This is a genomic window from Pseudomonas sp. BIOMIG1BAC (genome assembly GCF_001705995.2).
GTDB lineage: Bacteria > Pseudomonadota > Gammaproteobacteria > Pseudomonadales > Pseudomonadaceae > Aquipseudomonas > Aquipseudomonas sessilinigenes.
Map to the genome: position 1 here is coordinate 3,791,320 of NZ_CP049045.1, position 15,391 is coordinate 3,806,710.

The 15,391-nt window shown below is 63.1% G+C and carries 12 protein-coding genes; 2 read left to right on the forward strand and 10 right to left on the reverse strand.

The genetic code is table 11. From position 1 onward, the window contains the following. Positions 1-4 precede the first annotated feature (4 nt). A complete protein-coding gene (locus tag ATY02_RS17540; protein WP_068588340.1) occupies positions 5-706 on the reverse strand; it encodes a response regulator transcription factor in 702 nt (233 codons plus the stop codon). Between the two features lie 195 nt (positions 707-901). Here ATY02_RS17540 and ATY02_RS17545 point away from each other — a divergent pair, with 195 nt between their 5' ends. Together ATY02_RS17545 and ATY02_RS17550 are read left to right on the forward strand one after the other, a co-directional pair. Then, the gene (locus ATY02_RS17545) at positions 902-2,056 is read left to right on the forward strand and encodes an efflux RND transporter periplasmic adaptor subunit (protein WP_068588335.1); all 1,155 of its coding nucleotides are present in this window, start codon (positions 902-904) and stop codon (positions 2,054-2,056) included. A 10-nt stretch (positions 2,057-2,066) separates the two neighbouring features. Next, the gene (locus ATY02_RS17550; protein ID WP_068588332.1) at positions 2,067-5,162 is read left to right on the forward strand and encodes an efflux RND transporter permease subunit; all 3,096 of its coding nucleotides are present in this window, start codon (positions 2,067-2,069) and stop codon (positions 5,160-5,162) included. A gap of 307 nt (positions 5,163-5,469) precedes the next feature. Here ATY02_RS17550 and ATY02_RS36365 read toward each other — a convergent pair whose 3' ends face one another. The 9 genes from ATY02_RS36365 to ATY02_RS17590 all read right to left on the reverse strand — a co-directional run bounded on the left by ATY02_RS36365 (position 5,470) and on the right by ATY02_RS17590 (position 15,388). Continuing rightward, positions 5,470-5,595 carry a hypothetical protein gene (locus ATY02_RS36365; RefSeq protein WP_263986925.1) on the reverse strand — a complete coding sequence of 42 codons (126 nt, stop codon included), beginning with the start codon at positions 5,593-5,595 and terminating at the stop codon, positions 5,470-5,472. A 182-nt stretch (positions 5,596-5,777) separates the two neighbouring features. Beyond that, complete coding sequence (locus ATY02_RS17555; RefSeq protein ID WP_068588328.1) at positions 5,778-5,957, reverse strand: hypothetical protein; 180 nt, start codon at positions 5,955-5,957, stop codon at positions 5,778-5,780. Positions 5,958-6,112: 155 nt separating this feature from the next. Continuing rightward, positions 6,113-7,288 (reverse strand): lactonase family protein, encoded by a 1,176-nt coding sequence (locus tag ATY02_RS17560; protein ID WP_068588325.1) that lies wholly within the window; start codon positions 7,286-7,288, stop codon positions 6,113-6,115. Beyond that, positions 7,275-7,568 carry a DUF5629 family protein gene (locus ATY02_RS17565; protein ID WP_068588321.1) on the reverse strand — a complete coding sequence of 98 codons (294 nt, stop codon included), beginning with the start codon at positions 7,566-7,568 and terminating at the stop codon, positions 7,275-7,277. The genes ATY02_RS17560 and ATY02_RS17565 overlap by 14 nt, the downstream gene beginning before the upstream one ends. Positions 7,569-7,750: 182 nt before the next feature. After that, complete coding sequence (locus ATY02_RS17570; protein ID WP_068588956.1) at positions 7,751-10,126, reverse strand: efflux RND transporter permease subunit; 2,376 nt, start codon at positions 10,124-10,126, stop codon at positions 7,751-7,753. A 32-nt stretch (positions 10,127-10,158) separates the two neighbouring features. Then, positions 10,159-11,214 (reverse strand): WD40/YVTN/BNR-like repeat-containing protein, encoded by a 1,056-nt coding sequence (locus tag ATY02_RS17575; protein WP_068588960.1) that lies wholly within the window; start codon positions 11,212-11,214, stop codon positions 10,159-10,161. A gap of 416 nt (positions 11,215-11,630) precedes the next feature. After that, a complete protein-coding gene (gene pepN, locus ATY02_RS17580) occupies positions 11,631-14,288 on the reverse strand; it encodes an aminopeptidase N (protein WP_068588963.1) in 2,658 nt (885 codons plus the stop codon). 12 nt (positions 14,289-14,300) lie between these two features. Further along, a complete protein-coding gene (locus ATY02_RS17585; protein ID WP_068588965.1) occupies positions 14,301-15,131 on the reverse strand; it encodes a DUF2797 domain-containing protein in 831 nt (276 codons plus the stop codon). Then, a complete protein-coding gene (locus ATY02_RS17590) occupies positions 15,128-15,388 on the reverse strand; it encodes a YeaC family protein (protein ID WP_068588968.1) in 261 nt (86 codons plus the stop codon). Before ATY02_RS17590 ends, ATY02_RS17585 begins: the two co-directional genes overlap by 4 nt. Positions 15,389-15,391: the final 3 nt, after the last annotated feature.

Here is a 15,391-nt window from a genome sequence, read left to right on the forward strand (position 1 = left end):
GGACTCAACATTCCCACTCGGAACGGCTGAACAGATAGCCTTTGCCCCACACGGTCTTGATCTTGCGGGCCTCGCCGGCATGATCGTCGAACTTGCGCCGCAGCTTGGAGATGGCCACGTCCACCGATCGGTCGGTGCCGTTGAACTCGATGCCACGCAAACGCTGCAGGATCTGGTCGCGGCTCAATACTTCGCCAGCATGCCGGGCCAGCACCACCAGCAGGTTGTATTCGCCGCTGGACAGCTCCACCAGTTGCTCGCGCCAGGTCACGGTACGCTCTGAAAGGTCGATGCACAGGTTGCCCATGAGGATCCGATCGCTGGCCGTCTGCGGCTCACCGAGGCTACTGCGGCGCAACAAAGTGCGCACCCGGGCCAATAACACTCGCGGTTCACAAGGTTTTGTCACATAGTCGTCGGCGCCCATTTCCAGGCCCAGGACCTGGTCGTGGCTGTCGTCACGGGCGGTGAGCATCAGGATCGGCAAGCTGGCCGAATCCGCTCGTAGCAGCCGGCATACCTGCAGGCCATCCAGGCCCGGCAGCATCAGGTCGAGGATCACCAGGTCCGGGGGGCTGGTCCGGGCTCGCTCGCGCACCTGGTCGCCACGGCTGATGACACTGACCTGGTAGCCATTGCGTTCAAGGTAGCTGGCAATCAATTCGGAGAGCGCGGGATCGTCTTCGACAAGGAGGATGTTGGCCATGGAAGAAAGGTCTTTTTGAAGAAATACACAGTACCGGCGTCTATCAGGATACCGGACAAGCAAGGCGCCAAGGATATACGCCCCGGCCCGTGCCGGCGCGCCTGCTTCACACTTTTTCACACAGCGCCTACGAAGCTTCACAGCGCGCGCTGTCTCCCGCTCTTAGCATGCCGGAGTCATTATTGGGGTATCAGCATGTCGAATAAACTCTTTACGCCGCTTTGCCTGGTGATTCTGGCCGCGACGTTGAGCGCCTGCGGCAAGGCCGCGGACGAACAGAAGGCACCACCGCCCAAGGTCCGGACCGAGACGATCCAGAGCCAGGCGCTATCGATCACCAGTGAACTGAGCGGGCGCATCGCCGCGCCGCGCATCGCTGAAGTGCGTGCCCGGGTCGCCGGCGTGGTGCTGCAGCGAACCTTCCGCGAAGGTTCGGATGTCAAGCAGGGCGACGTGCTGTTCCGTATCGACCCGGCGCCGTTCAAGGCCGACCTGGATAGCGCCATCGCCAGCCTGCGCAAGGCCGAGGCCACCGCATTCCAGGCGCGCCTGCAAGAGCAGCGCTACTCCAAGCTGGTGGCCGACCAGGCCATCAGCAGCCAGGAATATGACAATGCCCGGGCCGCCACGCGCCAGGCCGATGCCGAAGTGGCGGCGAACCAGGCGGCGGTACAGCGCGCCCGGCTCAACCTGGGGTATGCCACCGTCACCGCGCCGATTTCCGGCCGGGTCGGTCGCGCCCTGGTCACCGAAGGCGCACTGGTCGGCCAAAACGAAACCACGCCCCTGGCACTGATCCAGCAGCTGGACCCGATCCATGCCGACCTGACCCAGTCCACCCGTGAGCTCAACGAGCTGCGCCGGGCCATGCGGGCCGGGCAGTTGCAACAAGTCGGCAAGGACCAGGCCAAAGCCACCCTGATCCTGGACGACGGCAGTTTCTACCCATTGCCGGGCAAGCTGCTGTTCGCCGATATCAGCGTCGACCCGGGCACCGGGCAGATCATCCTGCGCAGCGAATTCCCCAACCCGGACCTGGACCTGTTGCCCGGCAGCTTCGTGCGCGTACGCCTGGAGCAGGCCGTCGACCGCCAGGGCATCAGCGTGCCGCAGCGCGCCATACAGCGCGACGGTGCTGGCATTGCCCAGGTGTTGCTGGTCAACGCCGAGAACCGTGTGGTGCAGCATCCAGTGCATCTGGGGGGCGTACAACAGGATCGCTGGATCGTCACCGCCGGCCTCAAGCCCGGTGACCGCATCATCGTCGAGGGCCTGCAACATGCCCGCCCAGGCGAGTTGGTGGAGATCGAAGACACTCCCGTGGTGCACGTCCAGAACCCAGGCCAGTAGGTAGTACAACATGCCGCAATTCTTCATTGACCGCCCGGTGTTCGCCTGGGTGGTCGCCTTCTTCATCTTGCTCGGCGGTGCGCTGGCGATTCCCAAGTTGCCCGTGGCGCAGTACCCCAACGTCGCCCCGCCGCAGATCGAGATCGCCGCGACCTACCCCGGCGCGTCGGCCCAGACCCTGGACGAGTCGGTGGTCAGCCTGATCGAGCAGGAGCTCAACGGCGCCGACCACCTGCTGTACTTTTCGTCCCAGAGCAGCCTGGGCAGCGCCACCATCACCGCGACCTTCCAACCGGGCACCAACCCGGAGCTGGCCCAGGTGGATGTACAGAACCGCCTCAAGGCGGTGGAGCCACGCCTGCCCCAGGCCGTGACCCAGCAAGGCCTGCAGGTGGAGAAAGTCTCCGCTGGCTTCCTGCTGCTGATCACCCTGAGCTCCAATGACGGGCGCCTGGACGAGGTCGCGCTCAGCGACTACATGGCGCGCAGCGTGCTGAACGAGATCCGCCGTCTGGATGGCGTCGGCAAGGCCCAGTTGTATGGCGCCGAACGGGCCATGCGGATCTGGCTCGATCCGCAGAAGCTGATCGGCTTCAACCTCACCCCCGCCGACGTCAACGCCGCCGTGGCTGCGCAGAACGCCCAGGTACCGGCAGGCAGCATCGGTGACCTGCCCGGCCCTTCCAGCCAGGAAATCACCGCCACCGTGCTGGTCAAGGGGCAGTTGGCCAGCCCTGAAGAGTTCGCCGACATCGTTCTCAAGGCCAACCCCGACGGCTCCACCGTGCGTATCGGCGATGTGGCGCGAGTGGAAGTGGGCAGCCAGGAATACCAGTTCGGCACGCGCCTGAACGGCAAGCAGTCCACCGCCGTCGGCGTGCAGCTGTCACCCGGGGCCAACGCGCTGAATACCGCGACCCTGATCCGGGCGAAGATGGACGAGCTGTCGCGCTACTTCCCCGCCGGCGTGGAATACAAGATTCCCTATGACACCTCGCCCTTCGTCAAGGTCTCGATCACCAAGGTGATCTACACCCTGCTCGAGGCGATGGCCCTGGTGTTCCTGGTGATGCTGCTGTTCCTGCAGAACATCCGCTACACCCTGATCCCGACCCTGGTGGTGCCGGTGGCCTTGATGGGCACCTTCGCCACCATGCTGGTCCTGGGCTTCTCCATCAACGTGCTCACCATGTTCGGCATGGTGCTGGCCATCGGCATCCTGGTGGATGACGCCATTGTCGTGGTGGAGAACGTCGAGCGGATCATGGCCGAGGAAGGCCTGCCGCCCAAGGAAGCCACGCGCAAGGCGATGAAGCAGATCACCGGCGCAATCATCGGTATCACCCTGGTGCTGGTGGCGGTGTTCATCCCCATGGCCTTCATGCCTGGCTCGGTGGGGGTGATCTACCAGCAGTTCTCGCTGTCCATGGCCACTTCGATCCTGTTCTCGGCGTTCCTGGCCCTGACCCTGACGCCGGCACTGTGCGCGACCCTGCTCAAGCCCGTCGCCGCTGGGGAGCACCACGAGCGTGGTGGCTTCTTCGGTTGGTTCAACCGCCGCTTCGAGCGCATCACCAACAGCTACCAGGGTGGCGTGGCCTACGCCCTCAAGCGCAGCGGTCGCTACCTGTTGGTCTACGTCATGCTGCTGGCGGTCATGGCGCTGTTGTTCGTGCGCCTGCCCTCCTCGTTCCTGCCAGTGGAAGACCAGGGCTACACCATCACCGATATCCAGCTGCCTCCTGGTGCCAGCCAGAATCGCACCATTCGCGTGGTGGAGCAGATCGAGGCGCACAACGCCACAGAACCGGGGGTTGGCGACACCACCATCATCCTGGGCTTCAGTTTCTCGGGTAACGGGCAGAACGCGGCGCTGGCCTTCACCACCCTCAAGGACTGGTCGCAACGGGGCCATGACGACTCGGCGATGAGCATCGCCGAGCGCGCTACGGTAGCCTTCGGCGAAATCAAGGATGCCGTGGCCTACGCCATCCTGCCGCCGCCGATCGATGGCCTGGGCACGTCCAGCGGTTTCGAGTTCCGCTTGCAGGACCGTGGCGGCGTCGGCCATGAAGCCCTGATGCAGGCCCGCACCGAGCTGCTGCAGGCCGCGGAAAAAAGCCCGATCCTGGTCAACGTCCGGGAAAACGCCCTGGCCGAGGCCCCGCAAGTGTACCTGGAGGTCGACCGCAAGCAGGCCAATGCCCTGGGCGTGTCGTTTGCCGACATCGGTAGCCTGTTGTCCACCGCCCTGGGCTCGGCCTATATCAACGACTTCCCCAACCAGGGTCGGATGCAGCGCGTGGTGATCCAGGCCGAAGGCGATCAACGCAGCCAGGTCGAGGATCTGCTGCGGCTGAACGTACGCAACAGCAACGGCAAGATGGTGCCGCTGTCATCCTTCGTCCGGGCCAGCTGGAAGCAGGGACCGGCGCAGCTGACCCGCTATAACGGTTACCCAGCGATCAGTGTGTCCGGTGAGCCGGCGCCAGGGCGCAGTACCGGTGAAGCCATGCAGGAAGTCGAGCGCCTGGTGGCCCAGCTGCCGGCAGGCCTGGGCCTGGAGTGGACCGGCCTGTCGTTGCAGGAACGCCTGTCCGGTAGCCAGGCCCCCCTGCTGCTGGGCCTGTCGCTGCTGGTCGTATTCCTGTGCCTGGCAGCGCTCTACGAGAGCTGGTCGATCCCGGCCTCGGTGCTGTTGGTGGTTCCGCTCGGTGTGCTGGGTGCCGTGCTGGCAGTGAGCTTGCGCGGCATGCCCAACGATGTGTTCTTCAAGGTGGGCCTGATCACCATCATCGGCCTGTCGGCGAAGAACGCGATCCTGATCATCGAGTTCGCCAAGAGTCTGTACGACGAGGGACATGACTTACTGGACGCCACCTTGCAGGCTGCCCGCCTGCGCCTGCGCCCGATCGTCATGACCTCCCTGGCGTTCATTCTCGGCGTGGTGCCCCTGGCCATTGCCACCGGCGCCAGCTCCGCCAGCCAGCAAGCCATCGGCACCGGGGTGATCGGCGGCATGATCACCGCGACCCTGGCAGTGATCTTCGTGCCGGTGTTCTTCGTGGTGGTGATGAAGCTGGTACGCCGTGGCGGCTCCCGCTAACGCCTGATGCTTGCCGCCCGCAACGGCGCGGCAAGTGCCATCCGCCCCGCCGCCGACCTACTCCAGGCCGGCGGCTACAGGGCCAGGGCCAAGGACACGCCAGTGCTCAGGCAAATGCCCAACAGCAACAGCAGGTACAAGGCGATGGCTGCATAGGCGCCCTGTTTGGCGCAAACGAGCAAGGTACGGCCCATGTCGATGATCTCCGAAGCGGCAATGTCCGGAGATTGCGCCAGATGCAGGCGACGCGACAGTCACTTTTTTCCATGACGACGATCAGTTTGCTTGATCGCCGGCAAGCCCTGGGTCAGTCCTGCAACAGACTGTTCAAGCGCTCGCGGGCCGTCTCCGGCTCACCTTCGAGCGGTTGCGCAGAAGACAGGATGGGACTGGAATAGAGCAACAACAGAACCACGGTCAGACGCATCATCATGCTATCGATCCTTGCTCGGGAAAGAGTCAATAATTCAGCGTCAAATTTAAACACATGGCCATGTGACACTACCAAGCAAAATTTGCCTGGCCTGTGAGTTCGCTCGCAAACAGGTCATGCAGGAGCGACAGCACTGCACCAGTGATGTCGCTCCTGCATACCGGGGGATCGGCGAGTCGGGATCAGCTATGGGACTTGTGGTCCAGAGCCGCATAGAAGTTGGCACTTTGCTGCAGGTACTTCTGGGTGTAGGTGTTGGTCGCGGATTTCTTCTGGCTGATTTCCACATGGGCGCTGGCAGGCAGGACCACGCTGGCGGAAATGGCGGAAGCGGCGATCACGGAGAAGAGATTGAAGTTCATCGGTATAACCCTCGGATTCAGTTGGCTTGCTTGCCCGTGTGGGCCTTGAAGCAAACTTACTCCCGAGGGTTGGCGGGCAAAAATGCTTTGCACCAGTAGCCAATATCAGCGTCATTAATAGAAAGACTCAGGCCCCGGATGACGGGGCCTGTGGCTTATTGCCGCACCAAAAACTTGATATCGCTGGGGGCATCGAAGGGCAATTTCTGCACGGTCTTGCCAAGGAACCCGGTCTTGGCGTCACGCTCGATCACCACGATCTGGTTGCTCTTCTGGTTGCCGATCAGCACATAGCGGTTGCTCGGATCGAGGCTGAACTCCCGCGGGTGGTCACCTTCCACGGAACGGCGCTGGATCTCCTTGAGCTGGCCGCTGGCCGGATCGATGGCGAATACCAGCAGCTGGTTGGCGGTGCCACGGTTGCTCACGTACAGGTACTGGCCGTCCTTGGAGGCATGCAGCGCCCCGGCGGCTTTCTTCTCCTTGCTGGCGTTGGCCGCCAGGTCGAGGATCTGGCGCTGGGTCAGCTTGCCATCCTGGTAGTCGAACACCGCCACCTGGGCGCTCATCTCCATGGTCAGGTAAGCATGCTTGCCATCGGCACTGAACAGCAAATGGCGCGGGCCACTGCCTGGCGGTAGCTGGACGAAGGCTGGCTCGGCCGGGCTCAACGGATGCTCGGGATTGGCCTTGGGGTCATAGCGATAGACGAAGATCTTGTCCGCACCCAGGTCATTGGCGAACAGGAACTTGCCATCGGGCGAGGACACCGACGAATGCACGTGGGCCGATTGCTGGCGCTCGGGGTCGACCCGGCTGGCCGGATGGCTACTGAGTTGCACCACGGGCGACAGATGACCATCGGCACTGACCGGCACCACCGCCAGGCTGCCACCCGGGTCGACATCCACCGAGTAGTTGCTGACGAACAGGTAGCTGCCATCGGCGCTCAGGCTGGAATGGGTCGGCTCGTTGCCCTGGCTCTGCACCTGGCTGATCAGGCTCAGTTGATGGGTCTTGGGGGCCAGGCTATAGCTGCTGACGCGACCGATGGGATCGGCCTGGCCGGGGCTGTTCTCGTTCACCGCGAAGACGAACTTCAGGTCCTTGGACAGGGTCAGCCAAGAGGGGTTGGAGCTCTTGATCACCTGCAACGGCTTGGGGTCGATTTGCCCGGTCCGCTCGTTGAAGTGCAGGCGGTACAAACCTTGGCTCTGGCCTTGGGTATAGGAGCCCACCAGCAGCTCCTGGGTCTCCACCGGCGCAGCCTGCACCGCCATCGCGCCGACACTGCCCGCCATCAGCAGGGGCCAGAAATTACGCATCTTCATGGTCATCTTCCTCTTCGTCACGGGCACTGAAGGCACTCATGCATACCAGGCGGTGCTCACCGGAATCGCCTTCCAGGGTCCAGCTTTGCAGATCCGGGTCGAAAGTCGCGGCCTGCACCTGGGCCAGGCTGAAGCTCCAGCGCTTGGCGGCGCGGCCATCCATGCATTCGATCAGCAGCCCCTGGTCGTCGAGGCTGAAGTCGAAGGCGTGCAAGCCGTCGATCTCCAGCATGTCGCAGGCTTGCAGGGCGGTGAGCAAGGTATCGGTTACAGCGGTCATGGCGAGCCATCATCAGTGGAAAGGCGCAATCATAGCTGATTGGCGCGCGCCGGTAGGGCCAGTATCGCACTGGCCAGGGCAGGTTCCACCGGAGCCCTGGCAAACCCGGCCAGACTCGCCCGGCCAAGAATGAAAAAGGCCGCAACCCGAAGGTTGCGGCCAGCTACTGGCGCATGGCGCAATCAATGAGCGAACAGCGAGTTGCCCTTCTGCCCCGCCAGCTTCTCGGGACGGATCAGGAAGCGGGCCAGGGCTGGCAGCAGCCACAGGGCGCCGAACATGTTCCACAGCAGCATGAAGGTCAGCATCAGGCCCATGTCGGCCTGGAACTTGATGGCCGAGAAGATCCAGGTGCACACGCCGATAGCCAGGCACAAGCCGGTGAACAACACGGCCTTGCCGGTGGAGCGCAGGGTCTGGTAGTAGGCCTCCTGCAACGGCAGCCCAGCCCGCAGGAAGCTCTCCAGGCGGCTATAGATATAGATGCCGTAGTCCACGCCGATGCCCACCCCCAGCGCCACCACCGGCAAGGTCGCCACCTTGACGCCAATGCCCATGAAGGCCATCAGCGCGTTGCCCAGCACCGAGGTCAGGACCAGTGGCAGGACGATGCACAGGGTCGCCGCCCAGGAGCGGAAGGTGATCATGCACATGGCCGCTACGCAGATGTACACCAGGATCAGGATGGTCAGCTCCGAGGTCTTGATCACCTCGTTGGTGGCCGCCTCGATCCCGGCGTTACCGGCAGCGAGGATGAACTCCAGGCCATCCTTGTTGTTCTCCTTGGCGAACTCCTGCACCGCATGCACGGCGCGGTCGAGGGTCTCGGCCTTGTGGTCGTTGAGGAACACCAGCACCGGCGCCAGGGAGCAGTTGTTGTTGTACAAGCCGTCGGCCCGGGCGATGGAGTTGTTCAGCACATCGGGGTTGCGCGACAGGGTTTCCCATTTCAGGTTGCCCTCGTTCATGCCCTTGATCATCTGCTTGGACACGGTCACCAGGGAAATCGCCGACTGCACGCCCTCGGTGTTCTGCATCTTCCACATCAGCTCATCGATCGGCGCCATGGCCTCGTAGCGCGAGCAGCCTTCGGCGGCGGTCTTGACCATCACCACCAAGACATCGGAGCTGGTGGAGTAATTGCTGATGATGAAGTTGTTGTCCTTGTTGTAGCGCGAGTCGGGGCGCAGCTCCGGCGCGCCCTGGTCGAGATCGCCGATCTTCAGGTTCTGGCTGTACCAGAGGCCGCCGCCAAATGCCACCAGGGCCAGGGCGATGGAAACGGGAGCCACCTTGGGGCTGGCAAAGCTGGACAGCCGGCGCCAGAACGGGTGCTCGCGGGACGCGTCCTTCTTGCTGCGCTCGACCGCACGCTTGCTGATGCCGACATAGGAGATCGCCACCGGCAACAGGATCAGGTTGGTGAACACGATCACCGCCACGCCGATGGAGGCGCCGATGGCCAACTCGCGGATCACCCCGATATCGATGATCAGCAGCGTGATGAAGCCCACGGCGTCGGCCAGGATCGCGATCATGCCCGGCAGGAACAGCTGGCGGAAGGTCCTTCGTGCCGCGGTCAGGGCGTTATCGGCATCACTGGACTGCAAGGCGATACCGTTGATCTTCTGCACCCCATGGGAAATACCGATGGCGAAGATCAAAAACGGCACCAGCATCGAGTACGGGTCCAGGCCGAAACCGATGGCGTGCATCAGCCCCAGTTGCCAGACCACCGCCACCAGCGTGGTGATCAGCACCGCGATGGTGCTGCGGATGCACCAGGTGAACCAGTACAACAGCACCAGGGTGATGATGAAGGCCACGCCGAAGAACAGCACCACCATGATCAGGCCGTCGATCAGGTCGCCGACCTTCTTGGCGAAACCGACGATGTGGATCTTCACATTGGGGTTCTGCGCCTCGAACTTGTCGCGGATCTTTTCTTCCAGCTGGTGGGAGAACTTCTGGTAGTCCAGGGCCAGCAGCTTGCCCTGGTCCTGTGGGTCCGGGTAGGACTCCAGCAAGGGGATATCGACGATGCTGGACTTGAAGTCGTTGGCGACCAGGCGCCCGACCTGCCCGGACTTGAGCACGTTGTTGCGCAGCTTGTCGAGGCTATCGGCCGAGCCGTTGTAGCTCTGGGGAATCACCTCCCCCCCGGCGAAACCTTCCTCGGTGACCTCGGTCCAGCGCACGCTGGGGCTCCATAGGGACTTGAGCCCGGAGCGATCGACGCCGGGGATGTAGAACACCTCGTCATTGATCTGCCTGAGGGTCTCCATGTAGGCCTGGGTGAAGATATCGCCGTCCTTGGCTTCCACCGAAATCCGCACGGTGTTGCCCAGGTTGGCCAGGTCGTTGCGGTGCTCCATCATCCGCTCGATGAACGGGTGCTTGAGCGGGATCATTTTTTCGAAACTGGTGGACGGCCGGATCAGGGTCGCCTGCCAGAACAGGAATACGCTGACCAGCAAGCAGAGGAAGATCACTGCCGGGCGGTTGTTGAAAATCAGGCGCTCAAGAAAATTCGCCTTGTCCTGGTTCTGACTACTCATGGAGTTCCCCACCTTCTTATTATGTGCCCGGCCTAGTTGCTGCCGAGTTCAGCGCCGGTTGCCGTGGCAACCCGTACCCCGCCCTGCCCGGCCAGGATCAACCCACCATTGCCGGCACCACTGACCGCCGACAGCGAGATTCGATCCGGGCGATTGAAGACGCTGAAGCTCAGGCCATGATCGGTGCTGCGGATCACGCTGCCGCCGTTGCCGACGATCACCAGGGAACCGTCTTCGAGCACGGTAGCGCCAGACAAACCGAATTCCAGGGCGCCGCGAGCGGCATTCAGCTGCACCTGCTCCCAGGTGCTGCCAAAATCCGTCGAGCGATAGAGGTTGCCACGCAAGCCATAGACCAACAGGGTCGCCGGCTGGCCGGTGCCGATCACGCCGAACAACGAGCCCTCGTAAGGGCCTTCCAGGCGCTCCCAGGTCTGGCCGCCATCGGCGGAGCGAAACATGCTGCCCTGCTCGCCCACGATGAACAGTCCGGAATCCTTGATCTGGGCAATAGCGTTTAGATGGAACTGATCCGGGTTGTCCAGGCGATCGCTGGCGTCCTCCCAGTGCTGGCCGCCATCGGTGGTCTCCAGCAAGGCGCCATAGGCTCCCACGGCATATCCGACCTGGGCATCCTTGAACCACACGTCCAGCAGCGGTGCCTCGCGCTTGAGGTCCTGGAACTGCCGGGTCCAGGTGAGGCCACCGTCGGTACTGGCGAGCACCTGCGCGTCGTGGCCCACGGCCCAGCCGTGTTGCTCGTCGACGAAATACACCGCGGTCAATAGCTGCCGGCTCGGCACCTTGGCCTGGGCCCAGCTTGCGCCCTGGTCATCGGAATAGAGAATGTGCCCACGGTCGCCCACCGCCACCAGGCGCTTGCCGGCGTGGACCACATCGAGCATCAGGTTTTTCGCCGCCTTGGGCGATTCAATGGAATAGACAACCGTATCCGCTGCGCTGGCAGCGGCCAGGACCGGTGCCGGCAGTGTCGCGACACCCAACAGCGAGAGCGCTGCGGCCAACGCTGCGAACCCACGCAACGCCGGCGGGCGGCCAGCAACCACACCCATGACAGGCTCACTCATAGACCACTCCCCCATTATTATTGTCAGGTCGTTCAACCTTTCAGGGCGCCTGCAGGGTGTCGCGGGTGTTCGTCCGATCAAGCCGATCGTCCTGAAACCTGCAATCTAGAGCCCCTTTGGCTGCGGGCTATCCTATCGGGCTTTGGAAACGTCTGACAATCGACGCCACGTTATCTTTTGTTAATCGCGTCCCCCCACGAGCTCCCTGAATCATCGGGCATTCGTCGAAGTGATCGATATGTGGTCCAGGCAGGCGCCACCCTGCCGGTATAGGCCAGGGGCGGTCGTGGGGCAAGCGAAGAAGAAAGGAAGAAAGGACCGGCACGCCCACGGGCAAGGCCGGTCGGAACTGCAGGGAAACACCGGCCACGAAAGCGAACAGGCCCCCGAGGGAGCCCATTCGCCTTCGAGCCAGGTCAGGCGAGGCTCTTGCTCACCACCTCGAACACATCGCTGGACAGTTCACCCGAGGCGCGAATGCGCTCCAGCTCGGCCTTCATCAACGCCTGCCGGGCGCTGTCGTACTTGCGCCAGCGAGTCAACGGCGCCAGTTGTCGAGAGGCAATCTGCGGGTTGATGGCATTGAGCTGGATCACCAGGTCCGCCAGGAAACGGTAGCCCGATCCATCGCCAGCATGGAAGTTGATCAGGTTCTGGCCAGCAAACGCACCGAATACAGCCCGTACCTTGTTCGGGTTCTTGATGTTGAACGCCGGGTGCTCCATCAATGCCTTGACCCGCGCCAGTCCACCAGGCAGCGGGCTGGCGGCCTGCACGCTGAACCACTGGTCCATGACCAGCGCATTGTCCTTGAAGTTCTCGGCGAATACCGCCAGTGCCTGTGCCCTCTCGGCCTCGAACGGCGAGTTGACCAGTACCGCCAGGGCGGTCAGGCGTTCGGTCATGTTGTCGGCGCTGTCGAATTGCTCGATGGTGGCCGCCAGGACCTCGGGCTTGCCGACGAGCATCAGGTAGGACAAGGCAATGTTCTGCAGCGCGCGGCGAGCGAAGTGCTCGGACTCGGCCACATAGGCGGTGGCGCGGGACAGCTCGCGATTGTCCTGGTAGCGCTTGAGCAAGGCGTCGAACAGCTGCTCGGCCAGTTGCTTGCGAGCGAATTCGCGGGCCCCATGGATAGCCTCGACATCCGCCACTTCGCTGATCTCGGTGAGATAGGCCTCACCCGGCAGCGACAGCATTTCCGCGACCATGGCCTGGTCCAGGCTCTCGTCGGCCAGCACGGTGCCCAGGGCGGTCACCAGGCGTTGGTCCATCACCAGGGCCTGGCCCTGCTGGTGCTGGCCGATCAGTTCCTGCAGTACCTGCACCGCCAACTGCTGGCCGGCATCCCAGCGGTTGAAACCGTCGCTGTCATGCTGCATGAGGAACATCAGTTGGTCGCGGTTGTAGGGGAAGCTCAGCTTCACCGGCGCCGAGAACCCACGCAGCAGCGACGGCAGCGGTTGTTCGGCAACATCGACGAACGTGAAGGTCTGCTCGGCCTCGGTCACCGAGATCACCCGGGAAGTGCCCTGGGCACTGGCCTCGCCAGCCAGGCGCAGGGCCATGGCGGCGCCCCGGCTGTCCAGCAGGCCCAACTCCACCGGGATCACGAATGGCAGTTTTTCCACCTTGTCCGGCGTCTGCGGGCAGCTCTGGCGGAAGGTCAGGCTGTAGGTCTTCGCCGCTGCGTCATAGGACTCGCTGACCGCGAGGCGCGGAGTACCGGCCTGGCTGTACCAGCGCTTGAACTGAGTCAGGTCGACGCCGTTGGCGTCTTCCATGGCCTTGACGAAATCGTCGCAGGTCACGGCCTGGCCGTCGTGGCGTGCAAAGTACAGGTCGCTGCCCTGGCGGAAGCCCTCGGCGCCCAGCAAGGTGTGGATCATGCCCACCACTTCCGAGCCCTTCTCGTACACGGTCAGGGTGTAGAAGTTGGAGATCTCGATGAAGCTCTCCGGGCGCACGGCATGGGCCATGGGACCGGCGTCTTCGGCGAACTGGTGGGTGCGCAGGTAGGCCACGTCCTGGATGCGCTTGACCGTGCGCGAATTCATGTCCGAAGAAAACCCGGCATCACGGAATACCGTGAAGCCTTCCTTGAGCGACAGTTGGAACCAGTCGCGGCAGGTGACCCGGTTGCCCGACCAGTTATGGAAGTACTCGTGGGCGACGATGCCCTCGACCCGCTGGTGGGCGCCATCGGTGGCGGTCTCGGCACGGGCCAGCACGGCGCTGGAGTTGAAGATGTTCAGGCCCTTGTTTTCCATGGCGCCCATGTTGAAGTCGTTGACCGCGACGATCATGAAGATGTCCAGGTCATACTCGCGGCCGTAGGTCTGTTCGTCCCAGCGCATGGACTTCTTCAGGCTGTTCATGGCGTGCTGGCACTTGTCGATGTTCTCCGGCTCGACATAGATGCGCAGCGCCACGTCGCGGCCGCTCATGGTGCAGAAGCTGTCCTCGACGCACCACAGGTCCCCTGCCACCAAGGCGAACAGGTAGGCCGGCTTCATGAACGGGTCTTCCCAGGTCGCCCAGTGCCGGCCGTCTTCGCCCGGGCCGCTGGCGATCGGGTTGCCGTTGGACAGCAGCACCGGATAGCGGTGCTGCTCGGCCACCACGGTGGTGGTGAACTTGCTCATCACATCCGGGCGGTCCAGGTAGTAGGTGATCTTGCGAAAGCCCTCGGCCTCGCACTGGGTGCAGAACATGCCGCTGGACTTGTACAGGCCTTCCAGGGCGGTATTGCTTTCAGGGTGGATCCGCACGCTGGTATCCACGGTGAAGCTGGCGCTGGCTGGGTGCAGGGTCAGGTAGCTGTCGTCGAGCTGATAGTCGCCAGCTTCCAGAAGCTGGTCGGACAGGCTCACCGACAGCAGTTCCAGCTGCTGGCCGTCGAGCACCAGGGGCGGCAGCCCGGCACCACGGGCCGGGTTGCGACGCATCACCAGTTGCGCATGGACCAGGCTGTGGTCCTCGAACAACTCGAAGGTCAGGTGCGTCTCGTCGATCAGGTACTCGGGGGCCTGATAGTCCTTCAGGTAGATCATCTTCGGCTGTTCGGTGCGCATGGCGAATTCCTTCTACTGATGCACGGCCAGCTGGTAGGCCGTGTACTTGCGAATGTTGATCACGCCGGTGTCGAAGATCAGGTACTGGCCCTTGATCCCCAGCAGGGTGCCTTCGGCGATCGGATTCTTGTCCAGGTTGAAACTGACGATCTTGGTCGGGTACTCCTCGACCGGATAACGGATTTGCAGGGGGTCGATGTCACGCACCGGCTGGATCGCCTGCAGGCCGAACCGCTGCTGCAAGGCCAGCAGGCCCTCGGCGCAGGATGCGAACAGCTGCTCGCGCACCTGCACCAGGTCCACGGCCTGGGCATCGCCCTTGAGCAAGGCCCGCCAGTTGGTCTTGTCGGCCACCTGGGAACGGAACAGGTCTTCGACGAAACCGGACTGCTGGCGGGTCGCTACACGCATGATCGGCAACGCCTGGCTGGCGCCCTGGTCGAGCCAGCGAGTGGGCAACTGGGTCGCCCGGGTGATGCCGACCTTGATCCCCGAGGAGTTGGCCAGGTAGACCACGTGGTCGGTCATGCAGAACTGTTCGCCCCAGGACGGCTCGCGGCAGGTGCCGGAGTCGTAGTGGCAGCGTTCCGGACTCATGATGCAGACATCGCACTGGGCCAGCTTGGTCATGCACGGATAGCAATAGCCCTGGCTGAAGCTGGTCTTGGTCTTGCGTCCGCAATGGGTGCAGTGGATCGCCCCCAGGTATTCCAGGCGCAGCCTGCTGCCGATCAAGGGGTTGACCGGCACCTCGCTATCACCCAGGCGAAAAGCGTATTGCACATTCGGCCCGTCGAGACGAGCCGACATTTTACTGATGGAGCCGCGGCCGATCTCGATCAATGGATGGCATCCGACTTGAACAGGATGTTCGGCACCGGCTCGGACTTCGACGAGCACTCCTGCGGGCCCATGTAGCCGGTGCGCTCCTCCTCCGGCAGGTTCTGCATCTCCCAGGCGATCATCGCCTGCAGCGACAGTTCACGCTGCTCAGCGGTGAGCTTGCGGCCATCGGACCATTTGCCGATCTCCACCGCCAGCTTCAGGCTGCGATAGATATCGGGGGTGATGTTTTCGATCATTTCGACAAAGGACGACATACC

What these genes read in the sequence shown, in the direction of transcription:
- ATY02_RS17540 (WP_068588340.1), bottom strand. Translation starts at nt 706, where the DNA reads ATGGCCAACATCCTCCTTGTCGAAGACGATCCCGCGCTCTCCGAATTG.
- ATY02_RS17545 (WP_068588335.1), top strand. Translation starts at nt 902, where the DNA reads ATGTCGAATAAACTCTTTACGCCGCTTTGCCTGGTGATTCTGGCCGCG.
- ATY02_RS17550 (WP_068588332.1), top strand. Translation starts at nt 2,067, where the DNA reads ATGCCGCAATTCTTCATTGACCGCCCGGTGTTCGCCTGGGTGGTCGCC.
- ATY02_RS36365 (WP_263986925.1), bottom strand. Translation starts at nt 5,595, where the DNA reads ATGATGATGCGTCTGACCGTGGTTCTGTTGTTGCTCTATTCCAGTCCC.
- ATY02_RS17555 (WP_068588328.1), bottom strand. Translation starts at nt 5,957, where the DNA reads ATGAACTTCAATCTCTTCTCCGTGATCGCCGCTTCCGCCATTTCCGCC.
- ATY02_RS17560 (WP_068588325.1), bottom strand. Translation starts at nt 7,288, where the DNA reads ATGAAGATGCGTAATTTCTGGCCCCTGCTGATGGCGGGCAGTGTCGGC.
- ATY02_RS17565 (WP_068588321.1), bottom strand. Translation starts at nt 7,568, where the DNA reads ATGACCGCTGTAACCGATACCTTGCTCACCGCCCTGCAAGCCTGCGAC.
- ATY02_RS17570 (WP_068588956.1), bottom strand. Translation starts at nt 10,126, where the DNA reads ATGAGTAGTCAGAACCAGGACAAGGCGAATTTTCTTGAGCGCCTGATT.
- ATY02_RS17575 (WP_068588960.1), bottom strand. Translation starts at nt 11,214, where the DNA reads ATGAGTGAGCCTGTCATGGGTGTGGTTGCTGGCCGCCCGCCGGCGTTG.
- pepN (WP_068588963.1), bottom strand. Translation starts at nt 14,288, where the DNA reads ATGCGCACCGAACAGCCGAAGATGATCTACCTGAAGGACTATCAGGCC.
- ATY02_RS17590 (WP_068588968.1), bottom strand. Translation starts at nt 15,388, where the DNA reads ATGTCGTCCTTTGTCGAAATGATCGAAAACATCACCCCCGATATCTAT.